This is a genomic window from Vibrio sp. R15-SG3-ISO1B (assembly GCF_059833835.1).
Window position 1 is genome coordinate 111,013 of record NZ_JCBDGG010000034.1, and the last position, 14,193, is coordinate 125,205.

At 49.7% G+C, this 14,193-nt stretch carries 13 protein-coding genes; 9 read left to right on the top strand and 4 right to left on the bottom strand.

The window, feature by feature from the left end:
- Positions 1-215: 215 nt before the first annotated feature.
- Positions 216-1,109, top strand: coding sequence for a transcriptional activator NhaR (nhaR, locus tag AC6R0S_RS10495; RefSeq protein WP_500630098.1), 894 nt, complete (start codon positions 216-218; stop codon positions 1,107-1,109).
- 143 nt (positions 1,110-1,252) lie between these two features.
- Entirely contained in the window at positions 1,253-1,546 is a 294-nt protein-coding gene (locus tag AC6R0S_RS10500) for an ArsR/SmtB family transcription factor (protein ID WP_334554121.1), read from the top strand.
- Between the two features lie 101 nt (positions 1,547-1,647).
- On the opposite strand, the gene rpsT is transcribed toward AC6R0S_RS10500, so the two are convergent.
- Positions 1,648-1,908, bottom strand: a complete 261-nt coding sequence (rpsT, locus tag AC6R0S_RS10505) for a 30S ribosomal protein S20 (RefSeq protein ID WP_004744855.1) — start codon at positions 1,906-1,908, stop codon at positions 1,648-1,650.
- Between the two features lie 260 nt (positions 1,909-2,168).
- On the opposite strand from rpsT, the gene murJ reads away from it, so the two are divergent.
- The 6 genes from murJ (at position 2,169) to ispH (ending at position 9,802) form a co-directional block, all read left to right on the top strand.
- On the top strand, positions 2,169-3,731 hold the full coding sequence (gene murJ / locus AC6R0S_RS10510; RefSeq protein WP_500637870.1) for a murein biosynthesis integral membrane protein MurJ: 1,563 nt from the start codon (positions 2,169-2,171) through the stop codon (positions 3,729-3,731).
- 71 nt (positions 3,732-3,802) lie between these two features.
- Entirely contained in the window at positions 3,803-4,738 is a 936-nt protein-coding gene (ribF, locus tag AC6R0S_RS10515) for a bifunctional riboflavin kinase/FAD synthetase (RefSeq protein ID WP_500637871.1), read from the top strand.
- Between the two features lie 64 nt (positions 4,739-4,802).
- Positions 4,803-7,649: an isoleucine--tRNA ligase gene (ileS, locus tag AC6R0S_RS10520; protein WP_500630095.1), complete on the top strand. Its 2,847-nt coding sequence runs from the start codon at positions 4,803-4,805 to the stop codon at positions 7,647-7,649.
- A 64-nt stretch (positions 7,650-7,713) separates the two neighbouring features.
- Positions 7,714-8,220 carry a signal peptidase II gene (gene lspA / locus AC6R0S_RS10525; protein WP_500637872.1) on the top strand — a complete coding sequence of 169 codons (507 nt, stop codon included), beginning with the start codon at positions 7,714-7,716 and terminating at the stop codon, positions 8,218-8,220.
- 159 nt (positions 8,221-8,379) lie between these two features.
- A complete protein-coding gene (gene fkpB, locus AC6R0S_RS10530; protein ID WP_500632710.1) occupies positions 8,380-8,811 on the top strand; it encodes an FKBP-type peptidyl-prolyl cis-trans isomerase in 432 nt (143 codons plus the stop codon).
- Between the two features lie 25 nt (positions 8,812-8,836).
- Positions 8,837-9,802 (top strand): 4-hydroxy-3-methylbut-2-enyl diphosphate reductase, encoded by a 966-nt coding sequence (gene ispH / locus AC6R0S_RS10535; RefSeq protein ID WP_500626613.1) that lies wholly within the window; start codon positions 8,837-8,839, stop codon positions 9,800-9,802.
- A gap of 114 nt (positions 9,803-9,916) precedes the next feature.
- On the opposite strand, the gene AC6R0S_RS10540 is transcribed toward ispH, so the two are convergent.
- Complete coding sequence (locus AC6R0S_RS10540) at positions 9,917-11,401, bottom strand: carbon starvation CstA family protein (protein WP_500637873.1); 1,485 nt, start codon at positions 11,399-11,401, stop codon at positions 9,917-9,919.
- Positions 11,402-11,625: 224 nt separating this feature from the next.
- Between AC6R0S_RS10540 and AC6R0S_RS10545 the strand changes: the two genes are divergently transcribed.
- Positions 11,626-11,982, top strand: coding sequence for a DUF2799 domain-containing protein (locus tag AC6R0S_RS10545; protein WP_487901928.1), 357 nt, complete (start codon positions 11,626-11,628; stop codon positions 11,980-11,982).
- Between the two features lie 85 nt (positions 11,983-12,067).
- Here AC6R0S_RS10545 and murQ read toward each other — a convergent pair whose 3' ends face one another.
- Together murQ and AC6R0S_RS10555 are read right to left on the bottom strand one after the other, a co-directional pair.
- A complete protein-coding gene (gene murQ, locus AC6R0S_RS10550) occupies positions 12,068-12,988 on the bottom strand; it encodes an N-acetylmuramic acid 6-phosphate etherase (RefSeq protein ID WP_500637874.1) in 921 nt (306 codons plus the stop codon).
- Between the two features lie 7 nt (positions 12,989-12,995).
- Entirely contained in the window at positions 12,996-14,111 is a 1,116-nt protein-coding gene (locus AC6R0S_RS10555) for an anhydro-N-acetylmuramic acid kinase (protein ID WP_500637875.1), read from the bottom strand.
- Positions 14,112-14,193: the final 82 nt, after the last annotated feature.

Consider the following 14,193-nt stretch of genomic DNA (forward strand, 5'->3'; position numbering starts at 1 on the left):
TAAAACTGTGCACGAGCGCATTTTTTGACAAAAAATTCAACTGAACGGCTTTCTCTCGTCAGATTTATGACAGAATAGTGTCATAAAGTTATTGTAAAATTTCGGTATTAGTAGTGAAGAGTCAGTGATCATTCGGTTTTGACGAGTTATTGTTGTCATCAACGAGTTTTGATATAACCCATATCTATTGTGCGCTTATTGAAGTTGTTCCCCCTATGTCTCATTTGAACTATAACCACCTCTACTATTTTTGGATGGTGTGCAAACAAGGCTCAGTGACGAAAGCTGCAGATGCCTTGTTTTTAACGCCGCAAACGGTCACTGGCCAGATCAAAGCGTTAGAAGAGCGCATGGATGGAAAGTTGACTAAGCGCAACGGACGCAGCATCGAGCCCACTGAACTGGGTCAATTGGTCTATAAATATGCGGACAGGATGTTTGGTCTAAGCTATGAGATGTTGGATATCGTCAATTACAGCCAACGTTCCAACCTGCTGTTTGATGTGGGGGTAGCGGATGCGCTCTCAAAGCGTTTGGTTAGCAAGATCCTGATGACCACGGTGCCGCAAGATAACAGTATTCATTTACGCTGCTTTGAATCGACGCATGAAATGTTGCTTGAGCAATTGTCGCAGCACAAGTTGGATATGATTTTGTCTGATTGCCCGGTGGACTCAAGCCAAAGTCCAGGTCTGTACAGTAAAAAACTGGGTGAGTGCAAGATGAGCTTTTTCTGCAGTGGCCAAGTGGCTGGGGCGAGTTTTCCCAGTGTGTTAGAGCATCGAAAACTGTTGATCCCCGGTAGTCGCACGGCAATGGGGCGCAAAGTTCTGCAATGGTTTGATCGTCAGGGTTTACAACCGAATATTTTGGGCGAGTTTGATGACGCTGCGCTCATGAAGGCGTTTGCTCGTTATCATCAAGACGTGATCTTTTTGGCGCCTTCTTTATATGTCTCGGAAGTGGATAGCGATCTGCCGCTGCAACACATCGGTGATATTGAGGAGCTAAAAGAAGAGTACTACGTGATATTTGCTGAGCGAATGATTCAACACCCGGCGGTGAAAAATGTGTGTGACGCAGATTTCAATTCTTTGTTTAATTTATAACCTTGCCTAAATGAGAATAGATTACTGTTCTTATTTAGATTACTATCAGCAGCCTGCGGCAAATGGGCCGAAACAGCGATAAAAGAGTATCACGTGCGGGAAGTGAGGGCTTCTTTGCTCATCGGGTTTAGGGGTAGGTAGTGATGAATCTGGAAGAGATGGAAAAGAACTCTGCTCAAGCAGTTGTCTTACTCAAAGCGATGGCGAACGAAAGACGTTTGCAGATTTTGTGTCTTTTGCATAACCAAGAGCTGTCGGTTGGGGAGCTATCCGCGCAGTTGCAGCTAAGTCAGTCTGCGTTATCTCAGCACTTAGCGTGGCTACGTCGTGATGAACTCGTGGTGACGCGCAAAGAAGCGCAGACGGTGTATTACACTCTTCACAGCGAAGAAGTGAAGAAGATGATCGAGCTGTTGCACCATCTTTACTGTTCTTGATGCATGGATTACCACAAGAACTGGTGTAAGGTTCGACAAATTTCAGATATAAAAAAACCGGCAATAGCCGGTTTTTTCTTCACTGGGAAATCAGAGTTCTATTATAGAGCTTTGATTGCAGCAGCGAAACGAGACTTATGACGAGCAGCTTTATTCTTGTGAATAAGGCCTTTAGTTGCCATGCGGTCTAGGATTGGTGTAACTGCAGCAAATGCTTCAGTTGCAGCAGCTTTGTCGCCTGCTTCGATAGCAGCAACAGTTTTCTTCATGTAAGTGCGCATCATAGAACGACGGCTAGCGTTGTGCTGGCGACGTTTCTCAGCTTGGATAGCGCGCTTCTTAGCAGATTTACTATTTGCCAAGGGTCTAACTCCCAAAAACTTTAGTTCGGTGACAATTTAAGGGCGAGGAATATCCCTCATTTGCGCCTAAATGTCAAATGATTTGTGCAAAAACCCATCGCAGCCAAACAAATTTTGGATTAGAAAGGTCTTCACGGTTAAGATGGCGGGGATTCTATCAGTATTTTTTTTTCAATGCTAATACTAATCTGCTCTCAATGAGTTATTCCCTAATAACCCAAGCACTGAATTGTTAGTATGAGCGAGTTCTTGAGGTAGTCGTGAGTAAACGTCTCTTAAAATCAGGCATGATTGTCAGTGCTATGACATTGATTTCTCGAGTGTTGGGCCTTGTGCGCGACGTCGTGGTCGCAAATTTGATGGGGGCAGGGGCGAGTGCTGATGTCTTCTTCTTCGCCAATAAAATTCCCAACTTTTTACGCCGCTTGTTTGCTGAAGGCGCGTTTTCTCAAGCCTTTGTGCCGGTATTGACCGAATATCACGCCACTGGTGATGAGGAGAAAACCCGCCAACTGATTGCCCGCGCGGCCGGAACGCTCGGCGTCATTGTTTCTATTGTGACACTGCTTGGTGTGTTGGGCTCGGGTGTCGTCACGGCTCTGTTTGGTTTTGGCTGGTTTCTCGATTGGCTGAGTGGCGGACCATCGGCAGAAAAATTTGAGCTGGCCAGTCTGATGCTCAAAATTACCTTTCCTTATTTATGGTTCATCACCTTTGTTGCGCTGTCTGGCGCGATCCTCAATACGCTCGGTAAGTTTGCGGTCTCCTCTTTTACCCCGGTGTTTCTCAATGTGATGATCATCGCTTCGGCGTGGTGGATCGCCCCTCAATTGGCGCAGCCTGAAATTGGCCTGGCGATTGGGGTGTTCTTGGGCGGTCTAGTCCAGTTTCTTTTTCAACTGCCGTTTCTTATTAAAGCCGGTGTGATGGTCAAGCCCAAGTGGGGATGGCGTGATCCCGGGGTCGTGAAAATTCGCACCCTGATGATCCCTGCGCTCTTTGGGGTATCGGTCAGTCAAATCAACTTGTTGCTTGATACCTTTATTGCCAGTTTTCTTCAAACAGGCTCGATCAGTTGGCTTTACTATTCGGATCGATTGCTGGAATTTCCTCTCGGCCTGTTTGGTATTGCCATTGCGACCGTTATTTTGCCGGCGCTATCTCGCAAGCACGTTGATGAGCAGCGTGAAGGATTTGCCCACACCATGGATTGGGGGGTAAGAATGGTCACGCTACTTGGGATCCCGGCAATGCTAGGGTTGATGGTGCTGGCCAAACCGATGCTGATGGTGCTATTTATGCGCGGTGAGTTTTCAGCGCAAGACGTCCAGTTTGCCTCGCTGTCGCTGGTGGCGTATGCCTCAGGGTTGCTGAACTTTATGCTTATCAAGGTGTTAGCTCCTGGTTACTACTCGCGTCAAGATACCAAAACGCCGGTCAAATACGGCATCATCGCCATGGTCTCCAACATGGTGTTTAACGCCATTTTTGCTTGGTTTTATGGTTATGTGGGCCTTGCTATGGCGACCGCGCTCTCTGCGTTTGTCAATATGGCGCTGCTCTACCGAGGCTTGCATCGCGCGAGGGTCTATCAATTGACCAGTAGAACGTGGTGGTTTGTTGGCAAGCTTATCGTTGCCGGCGGTTTGATGGTCGCGGCGATAAGTTCACAACTGGACAGTATGTCGGTGTGGCTGGATTGGAGCCTTAGTGAGAGAGTGGTGTCACTGGCGTTGTTAATCGGTCTTGGCGCAGGGGTTTACCTATTGTCACTACTGGTGATGGGCGTGCGAGCAAAAGATTTAAAAGCAGCGACAGAGTAACGCGGATTAGTATATAATCCGTCAGTTTCACGCTTTAGTAATCACAAATACACAGGTTTTATCAACGTCCAATGGAATTAATTCGAGGGATTCATAACATCAAAGCCCAGCATTATGGGTGTGTGTTGACGATAGGAAACTTCGACGGCGTACATTTAGGCCATCAGGCTGTGCTGCGTCAAGTGTCACAACAAGCGAGCATGCTAGGCTTGCCGTCAACCGTGATGACTTTTGACCCGCAACCATTGGAGTTGTTTGCCAAGCACAATGCGCCAGCGCGTTTAACGCGTCTGCGTGACAAATTTGTCCAGTTAAGCAAATTGGGCCTTGAGCGACTGCTATGCGTGAACTTTAATCAAGAGTTTGCCAACCTGACGGCTGACGAGTTTATTAGCGACTTGTTGGTCAAGCGTTTGGGTGTTAAGTTTCTGGTCGTAGGCGATGATTTTTGCTTCGGTCGCGGCCGTCTTGGTAACTTTGAGATGCTGAAACAAGCGGGTAAAACCCTCGGTTTTGAAGTGGTGAGTACGCAAAGCTTTTGTCTGCAAACCGACCGTGTCAGCAGCACCTTGATTCGTGATGCGCTTGCAAAAGATGACTTAGCGCTGGCCGCGACGATGCTTGGACGCGATTACAGTATTAGTGGGCGTGTATCCCACGGCCGAAAATTGGGAAGAACGATAGGTTTTCCTACCGCAAATATCCCTTTGAAACGTTGCGTATCGCCGGTCTCTGGCGTTTACGTCGTTGAGGCACTAGGTCTAGGCCCACAGCCGATTGGCGGCGTGGCCAACATAGGCAATCGCCCGACCGTCAACGGAGTTCGGCAACAACTCGAAGTGCATTTATTCGACTTTCAAGCCAACTTGTATGGCAAACAGCTAGAAATCGTACTTTTACATAAGCTGCGCAATGAGCAAAAATTTGAGTCATTCGACGCTTTAAAACAACAAATTGAATTGGATGCTGAGGCAGCAAGGGTGTGGCTGCGTCAGCATAGTCGCTAAACGGTTTAGTCCACCGTTTGGCCTAATGTCTAACTTTCGCCCAACACAACGGAATTAAGAATCGATGAGTGAGTATAAAGATACCCTGAACCTTCCTGAAACAGGGTTTCCAATGCGCGGCAACCTGGCGAACCGTGAGCCAGAAATGCTCGAGCGTTGGTATAAAGAAGACCTTTACGGTGAAATCCGTAAAGCGAAGAAAGGCAAAAAATCTTTCGTTCTACACGATGGCCCTCCATACGCCAACGGTGACATTCATATTGGTCACGCACTAAACAAGATTCTTAAAGACATTATTATTAAATCGAAGACGCTTTCCGGCTTCGATGCGCCTTATATCCCTGGCTGGGACTGCCACGGTCTACCTATTGAATTGATGGTAGAAAAGAAAGTGGGTAAGCCTGGGCAAAAGGTATCGGCGGCAGAGTTCCGTGACAAGTGTCGTCAATACGCACAGGGCCAAGTAGAAGGTCAAAAAGAGAGCTTTAAGCGCTTAGGCATCATGGGTGAGTGGGACAAACCATACCGCACCATGGACTTTGCGACAGAAGCAAACATCATTCGTGCGTTGGGTAAGATTGCCGACAACGGCCACCTGCTAAAAGGCTTTAAACCGGTTCACTGGTGTACAGACTGTGGCAGTGCGCTCGCGGAAGCAGAAGTGGAATACAAAGACAAAGTCTCTCCTTCTATTGACGTGCGCTTTAAAGCGGCGGATGAAGCTGCACTGCTGTCGAAGTTTAACCTCAATGAAGGCCACGAAGGCGAAGGTGAGATTTCGATTGTTATTTGGACAACCACGCCGTGGACGTTGCCGGCGAACCGCGCGGTGTGTCTGCGTGATGATCTAGAGTATGTCCTTATTCAAGTTGAAGGTGAGACAAAAGAGCGCATCATCGTCGCTGCTGAATTGGCGAAAGACGTGATGGACCGTGCTGGTATCGAGCATTTCCACAACCTAGGCTTTGCGAAAGGTGCGGATCTTGAACTGACTCAATTCCAACATCCGTTCTACGATTTCACTGTCCCAGCTATCCTTGGCGATCACGTGACCACTGAGTCGGGTACGGGGGTGGTACACACTGCGCCTGGCCACGGTCAAGAAGACTTCGCTGTGGGTAACAAGTACAACCTAGAAGTGGCAAACCCAGTAGGTTCAAACGGTGTTTACCTACCGGATACCGAGCTTTTTGCCGGTCAACACGTCTTCAAAGCGAACGATGCCGTGGTGGAAACGCTGAAAGAGAAAGGCGCACTTCTTCATCACCATGCTTACGAGCACAGTTACCCACACTGCTGGCGTCATAAAACGCCCATCATCTTCCGCGCGACTCCACAGTGGTTTGTGTCGATGGACCAAGCAGGTCTGCGTGCTAAAGCGCTGGAATCCATCAAGGGTGTTGAGTGGATGCCAGAATGGGGTCAAAGCCGTATTGAAGGCATGATTGAAGGTCGTCCGGAGTGGTGTATCTCTCGTCAACGTACTTGGGGTGTGCCTATCGCTCTGTTTGTACATAAAGAGACCGCAGAGCTTCATCCAAATACGATTGAACTGGTTGAGAAAGTCGCTCAGCTTGTTGAACAGAAAGGCATTCAGGCTTGGTGGGATCTGGAGATTTCAGAACTGCTTGGCGAAGAAGCCGATCACTACGAAAAAGTACTGGATACGCTAGACGTATGGTTCGACTCTGGTGTCACCCACTACTCAGTGGTTGATGCTCGTGAAGAGTACAACGGCAACAGTGCAGACCTTTACCTTGAAGGTTCAGACCAGCACCGTGGTTGGTTCCAGTCTTCACTGATTTCATCGATTGCGATGAAAGGCGAAGCGCCATACAAACAAGTATTGACGCACGGTTTCGTGGTTGACGGTCAAGGCCGTAAAATGTCGAAATCCATCGGTAACGTTGTGGCACCGAAAGATGTGACCAACAAACTGGGTGCAGATATTCTGCGTCTGTGGGTCGCATCGACAGATTACACAGGTGAAGTGGCGGTTTCAGACGAAATTCTAAAACGCTCGGCGGATGCTTACCGTCGTATTCGTAACACCGCGCGTTTCTTTTTAGCGAACCTCAGTGGCTTTAACCCAGCGACAGACATTGTGCCAGCAGAAGAGATGGTGGCACTGGACCGTTGGGCTGTGGGTCGCGCATTGGCGGCGCAAGAAGAGATTGTCAAAGCGTACGGCGAGTACAACACGCACGCGGTGACACAGCGTCTGATGCAGTTCTGTTCTATCGAGATGGGTTCATTCTACCTAGACGTGATTAAAGACCGTCAATACACGGCGAAACGTGGTGGTCACGCTCAACGCAGCTGTCAGACGGCGCTGTACTACATCGTCGAAGCCTTGGTTCGTTGGATGGCACCGATCATGTCATTCACTGCCGATGAAATTTGGAATGAAATGCCAAGTGCTTTGCCAAGCGGTGAGTCACGCGACAAGTTCGTCTTTACCGGCGAATGGTTTGATGGCCTGTTTGGTCTTGCACAAGGTGAAGAGCTCAACAACGCGTTTTGGGCGGACATTCAAGCCGTTCGTGGTAGCGTGAACAAGCTGCTTGAAGATGCACGTAAAGAGAAAACCATCGGTGGTTCATTACAAGCGGAAGTTACGCTGTTCGCAGACGACGCGTTAGCCGCGAAAATCAATAAGCTGGAAGATGAACTTCGATTCGTACTCCTGACCTCTGCTGCTGTGGTGAAACCACTGAGCGAGAAAAGCGATGCGGCGCAAGCAACAGAGCTGGACGGTTTGTTCGTTGAAGTGCATGCCACTGATGCGAAGAAGTGCGATCGCTGTTGGCACCACACGCCAGACGTGGGTACGATTGCGGGTCACGAAGCCATTTGTGGTCGCTGTGTCTCCAACGTAGAAGGCGATGGTGAAACGCGTAAATTCGCGTAATTCATTGAACTTTAAGTCAAATAAACAGCCCCAGTATACACTGGGGCTGTTTTTAGGTAAGAGCATGAGTGAGCACGCATTGACATTAAAACAATCTGGCCTGCGTTGGCTGTGGTTGGCATTGGTGATTTTTGTCGCAGACATTGCGATTAAATTGTTGGTGATGGATAACATGGGGTATGGCTGGGCAAATCGTATCGAAGTCTTACCCTTCTTCAATCTTCTTTACGTTCACAATTATGGCGCGGCATTCAGTTTCTTGAGTGATCAAGCTGGCTGGCAGCGCTGGTTCTTTACTGCGATCGCTGTGATAGTGACGGGGCTACTTAGCTACTGGATGAGCAAACTGCCGAGCACAGAAAAGTGGAACAACATCGCCTACGCGCTGATTATTGGCGGCGCGGTGGGGAACGTTTTTGATCGTGTAGTCCACGGCTTTGTGGTCGATTATCTCGATTTCTTCTGGGGTAATTACCATTGGCCAGCGTTCAACTTGGCAGACAGTGCCATTTGCATTGGCGCCGCGATGATCATTTTGGACGGTTTTCGTAGCAAAAAGAGCCAAGCATGAGTCGTAAAGGTCTGTGACAGCAATAACCTTAGGCGTCGTCCGTTGATTCGGACGGCGCTTTTTACTATAACTGGACGCAGAGCTAGAAACTGGACGCAGAACGAGAAAAAGTGGTCGCAGAGTGAGACCGAAGAATGACAATAACAAGGAAGCCGTAACGTGATGACAATCGCCCAAGACAGCGCAGTAACGCTGCACTTTACTATCAAGATGAAAGATGGCTCTGTTGCCGACAGTACCCACAACATGGGCAAGCCCGCCAAGTTAGTGATTGGTGATGGCAGTTTGAGTGATAATTTTGAGCAATGTTTGCTTGGTCTCAAGCAAGGGGACAGCAAATCGATAGAGCTCGCCGCCAGCGATGCGTTTGGCGTACCCAATCCAGATAACATTCATCACATGGACCGAACCAAATTCGTTGGGGATGCTGAAGTTGAAGTGGGCACCATCATGGCATTTTCAGGCCCAGATGGCATGGAAATCCCCGGCATCATCACTGAAATTGCGGGCGACTCCGTCACGGTGGATTTTAACCACCCATTAGCTGGGCAAGATGTGACTTTTGAAGTTGAAATTTTATCAGTAGAATAACCGCCCAATTGAAGACGATGACTCGATGAGCAATGAAATGAAAATTCTGTTAGCGAACCCCCGTGGCTTTTGTGCTGGTGTTGATCGCGCAATCAGCATAGTTGAGCGTGCATTGGAGATGTATCAACCGCCAATCTACGTTCGCCATGAAGTGGTACACAACCGATTTGTGGTTGAAGGCTTAAAGCAACGTGGGGCCGTCTTCGTTGAAGAACTGAGTGAAGTGCCTGACGACAACATCGTCATCTTCTCCGCTCACGGCGTGTCGCAAGCGGTACGCAAAGAGGCCAAAGAACGTGCTCTGACTGTGTTTGATGCCACCTGTCCTTTGGTGACAAAAGTCCATATGGAAGTGGCGAGAGCTAGCCGCAAGAACATGGAAGTGGTGCTCATCGGCCACGCCGGTCACCCTGAAGTGGAAGGCACCATGGGCCAGTATGCCAGTCAAACAGGGGGCATGTACCTAGTTGAGACCCCAAGTGATGTGATGGCGTTGAAGGCGAAAGTCAAAGACCCTTCGCATCTTCACTATGTCAGCCAAACCACCTTATCGGTGGATGAAACCGCCGATGTGATTGATGAGCTGCGTCGCGTGTTTCCCGATATTCAAGGGCCGCGCAAAGACGACATCTGCTACGCAACCCAGAACCGCCAAGATGCGGTGCGTGAAATGGCGCAAGATGTGGATGTGGTGATTGTTGTCGGCTCGAAAAACTCCTCGAACTCCACGCGCCTCAAAGAGTTGGCGGAAAAGCTGGGTACCCCTGGTTACTTGACCGATTGCCCTGAAGATGTGCAGCCGCAATGGTTAGAAGGTAAAGCGAAAGTCGGCGTCACGGCCGGGGCATCAGCCCCTGAAGAGTTAGTGAACCAAATCCTTGAGCGGATTAAGGCCCTTGGCGGAGCAAAAGAGATCGAAGAGATCCAAGGCCGTGAAGAGAACATGTTCTTTGAAGTGCCGAAAGAGTTGCAGATCAAACAAGTTGATTAAGGCAACGGACGGCTCTCGCGCTAGTCAAATTACCTGCAAAATAATTAAGGCTCCCAATGGGAGCCTTTTCTTTAGCTGGCCATTCAGGCCAGCAGTGCGAGAAGGTGGATTGAATTAGGCAGTCTTGGTGACGGTTTGCGGCGTTTCTTCATCCGCAAGCTCAGATTCCCCTTTTCCTTTTGAGGTTTTAATCACGTACACGGTCACGGCCAGTGCGAATAGGATACCCGCAATGGTAGACACTTGAATCGGCAGACCAAAGCCTAGCGTACTGTTGTTTAAGATAAAGGTGACACATACCGTGGTCATGAAGACCGCTGGTACAGTGGTAATCCAGTGTAGTTTGTTGTGACGAAGCAGATACGCCGACGCTGTCCAAAGCATCATCACCGCAGTGGTTTGGTTTGCAAAACCGAAGTAGCGCCAGATGATACCGAAGTCTACTTGAGTCAACACGCCACCAATCACGAACAGAGGCAAGGCCATCAGCAGGCGGTTGCGCAGTGTTTTCTGTTCCATGTTGAAGTACTCAGCCAAGATCAGACGGCTTGAACGAAACGCAGTGTCACCGGAAGTGATAGGCAGAATCACCACACCTAGGAAGGCGATGATGCCACCAAAGACGCCAAGCAGACCAAAAGAGGCGCTGTAGACAACGTTACCTGGGCCACCGTTTTTCACCGCTTCTGACAGTGACTCTAGTGAACCGAAGAACGAAAGCGCAATCGCACACCAGATGAGGGCAATCACACCTTCACCGATCATGGCTCCGTAGAAAACAAAGCGACCGTTTTTCTCGTTTTCCATACAACGTGCCATCAGTGGTGACTGAGTGGCGTGGAAACCTGAAATAGCGCCACATGCGATGGTGATAAACAGTGCAGGCCAGAGCGGCATGTCATTCGGGTTGAGGTTGCTAAGCATGTCAGTGACTTGGAAATCACCCATGACGGTATGCTCACTAGAGAAGGCGATTGCTGTCATGAGGCCGACAGACATAAAGATAAGTAGCGCGCCGAACAGTGGGTAGAAACGACCAATGATCTTATCTACCGGAACGATAGTCGCGATGATGTAGTAGGCGAAAATCGCAATCACCATGGTCGTCATGCTGACACTGAGGCTTGTTTGGTCGTTGATCAAATTGCTGATCATACCGGCTGGCGCAGAAACGAAGACCACACCCACAAGCAGCAATAAGACAATGGCAAAAATGTTCATGAAATGTTTGGCGCCATTACCTAGGTAGCGACCGGTAATCGTCGGTACGGAAGCACCGCCATTACGAATCGACAGCATACCTGAGAAGTAGTCATGGACAGCGCCGGCGAAGATACAACCGATGACAATCCACAGCATCGCAGCCGGGCCGTAAAGCGCACCCATTATCGGACCAAAAATCGGGCCGACACCAGCGATATTAAGAAGTTGGACTAGATAAACTTTAGGGGTGGACATGGCCACATAGTCGACACCGTCCGCTTTGGTATGGGCTGGCGTCTGACGCTTTTCATTGATTCCGAATACTTTTTCGACGAAAGTGCCGTAGATAAAGTACCCGCCGATGAGTGCGGCGACACAGGTTAAAAACCACAACATAGCTCGTTCCTTAGTGTTAGTTTTATTGATACACCCTGTATGTTACTCCGCTGTTTGGCGAGTTTCGTGTGCTGGTTAGGTCAGTGGTTGTTTGGTGAGTTAAGTGGTCTGTATGGGTAATGAGTGGTTTTTTCGCGGCGGGAGTGGCTATTTATCGGCTTTAGTGGTGTAGTAGGTGTGTCTAGCTACTAATAATCAATCATCAAAAAGGATATCGAGTGAGAATCGGACTGACGACGCTTTTCAGTGTCACTTCATTCAGTGCTATCGCGCTACTCATTGGTTGCAGTGCGTCTGTGGAACAGCTTGCCCAGCAGGGCGATTGGTATGAAATCGGCTATCAAGATGGTGTGCGAGGGAATAGCCAACGCACGCTCAAAGAGCTGTCTAGCTTGGGCGTCGTTAAACAGCACGATTACGATCAAGGCTATGGCGAGGGTGTACAAGAGTACTGTAACCCCAATTTTGCTTACCAGATTGGATTATCAGGCCAATATTACCAAGGTGCCTGTGAAGGCACCGAGTTTGCCCAGCAGTTTCGCATGGAGTGGAAGCGAGGCTGGGACGAATACAACAATTGACGATGGATAAGCAAGGCTCATCCACGATCGAGTGCACCGAGTTTACTCTTACATTCAATAATCCTTTACTGAATAACCCTGCGCGCTATTGGTGTTTCTCGACGGCCGCGCGCAGAAAGCCTTGTTGGTAATGCAACTGCTCACGAGCCTCTTGAATACCCAGCCCAGTTAGAATCATCAAAATGGCCAGTTTGACATCAAACTCGGTCTCTTCGAGCGTACTTGTGGCCTGTGCTTTATCACAATCTGTCGCTTGCATGACGATGCGTGTCGCTCGCGCTAGCAACTTCTTGTTGGTGGCTTTTACGTCTACCATCAAATTCTGATAGCTTTTTCCAAGTCGGATCATACTGGCGGTGGTCAGCATATTGAGCACCAACTTTTGCGCCGTGCCGGATTTCAGCCGCGTTGAACCCGTCAGCGCTTCTGGCCCTACGACTGGGCTTATCGCAATCTCTGCGCTCTCGGCGATGGGGGAGTCAGGATTGCAAGAGAGTGCAACGGTCGTTGCGCCTAACTCATTGGCGTAGGTCAGTGCCCCAATGACGTAAGGTGTGCGACCACTGGCAGCAATGCCCACCACCACATCATCTGGAGTTAAGTTGAGGGATTGCAAGTCACTCTCGCCAAGCTGCGGGTCATCTTCCGCACCTTCTTTGGCTTTAAACATCGCGTCTTGGCCGCCCGCAATTAAGCCGATCACCACCTGATCCGATACGCCAAAGGTGGGCGGGCATTCGGAGGCATCAAGCACACCAAGGCGGCCACTGGTACCCGCGCCCAAATAGATCAATCGACCGCCGACTTGAAACGCCTCGACGATTTTGTCGACCGCTTGAGCCACCTCGGGCAGTACTTTCTCCACGGCAAGCGGTACGCTCTTATCTTGTTGGTTTAAGCGTTTGACGATTTCAATCGACGGTTGCAGGTCAATGTCCATGGTGTCAGGGTTGCGCCCTTCAGACACAAGATGAGACAAGGCGGCAATCAAAGCATCGTTAGTCATAGTGTTCCTATTTTTCTGCCCAGTACATCACGCCAAGCGAGGCTGAGCGATGAGCACCGGTGACATCGGGTAAATTACTCGTTAATCCATGTAGGCGGCGATAGGCTAGCCAAGCAAACGCCATCGCTTCCATATTATCACTGTCGACCCCTTTATCGCTTGTGGAGCACACTTGCCATTGTGGCAATAAGGCGGCCAGTCTGCGCATCAACAGCGGATTGCGAACACCGCCGCCGCACACCAGCAACTCAGGATGGGGGCCTTCGGCGTATCGTGTGACTTCATTGGCAATGCTAACGGCGGTGAACTCACACAACGTACGCTGCACGTCTTCGGTGGGCAGTGAAAAAGGAGTGAGTTGTGCCATCAGCCAAGGCAGGTTGTAATGTTCTCGCCCGGTACTTTTCGGGGCAGGTTGGGTGAGGTAGGGATCGGTTAGTAAAGCGTCAAGTAAAGGGGGATGTACTTGACCTTGCTGTGCCCATTGCGCGTCTTTATCAAATGGGGCGCCGCGATGTTTGTCACACCACGCATCCATCAACATGTTGCCCGGCCCGGTATCGTAACCGATGACGGGTTTGCCTGGCCGAATCAGCGAAATATTGGCGATGCCGCCGATGTTGAGAACCGCTACGCTAGAATCTGTCACAGGAAACAGGGCTTGGTGAAAAGCCGGCACCAAGGGCGCGCCTTGCCCACCGAGCGCCATGTCTTTTCGACGAAAATCGGCGATCGTGTCGATACCCGTTTTGGCTGCAATGATATGGGCGTCGCCGAGCTGGGTGGTAAAGGGAGTCGGGCTGCTGGGTTGATGAAACACGGTTTGACCGTGATTGCCAATTGCAGCGATATCACGGGCTTTAGTGCCAGATTTCGCTAAGAGCGCTAGCGCTGCATCGGCATAAAGGTGGCCTAACTGATGGTCGAGCGCGCCAATCTCGTCTAATCGGGTCGGCTGACCAAGGCACATCGCCAGCACTTTTTGGCGTAGATGATCAGGGTAGGGGTAGTCGAGTGCATCGCGCAGCGTGACACTTTGGTCATCAATCTCGACAAGGGCACAGTCCACACCGTCTAGGCTCGTGCCTGACATGATCCCGATATATAACGCTTTTTCGCTCATGGTCAAATTTTCGCTTCGCCGACATGCTTTCCATTGTAAACCGAGAATAATCCTAATACTCTCGGCAGCATAGAGAAAAATA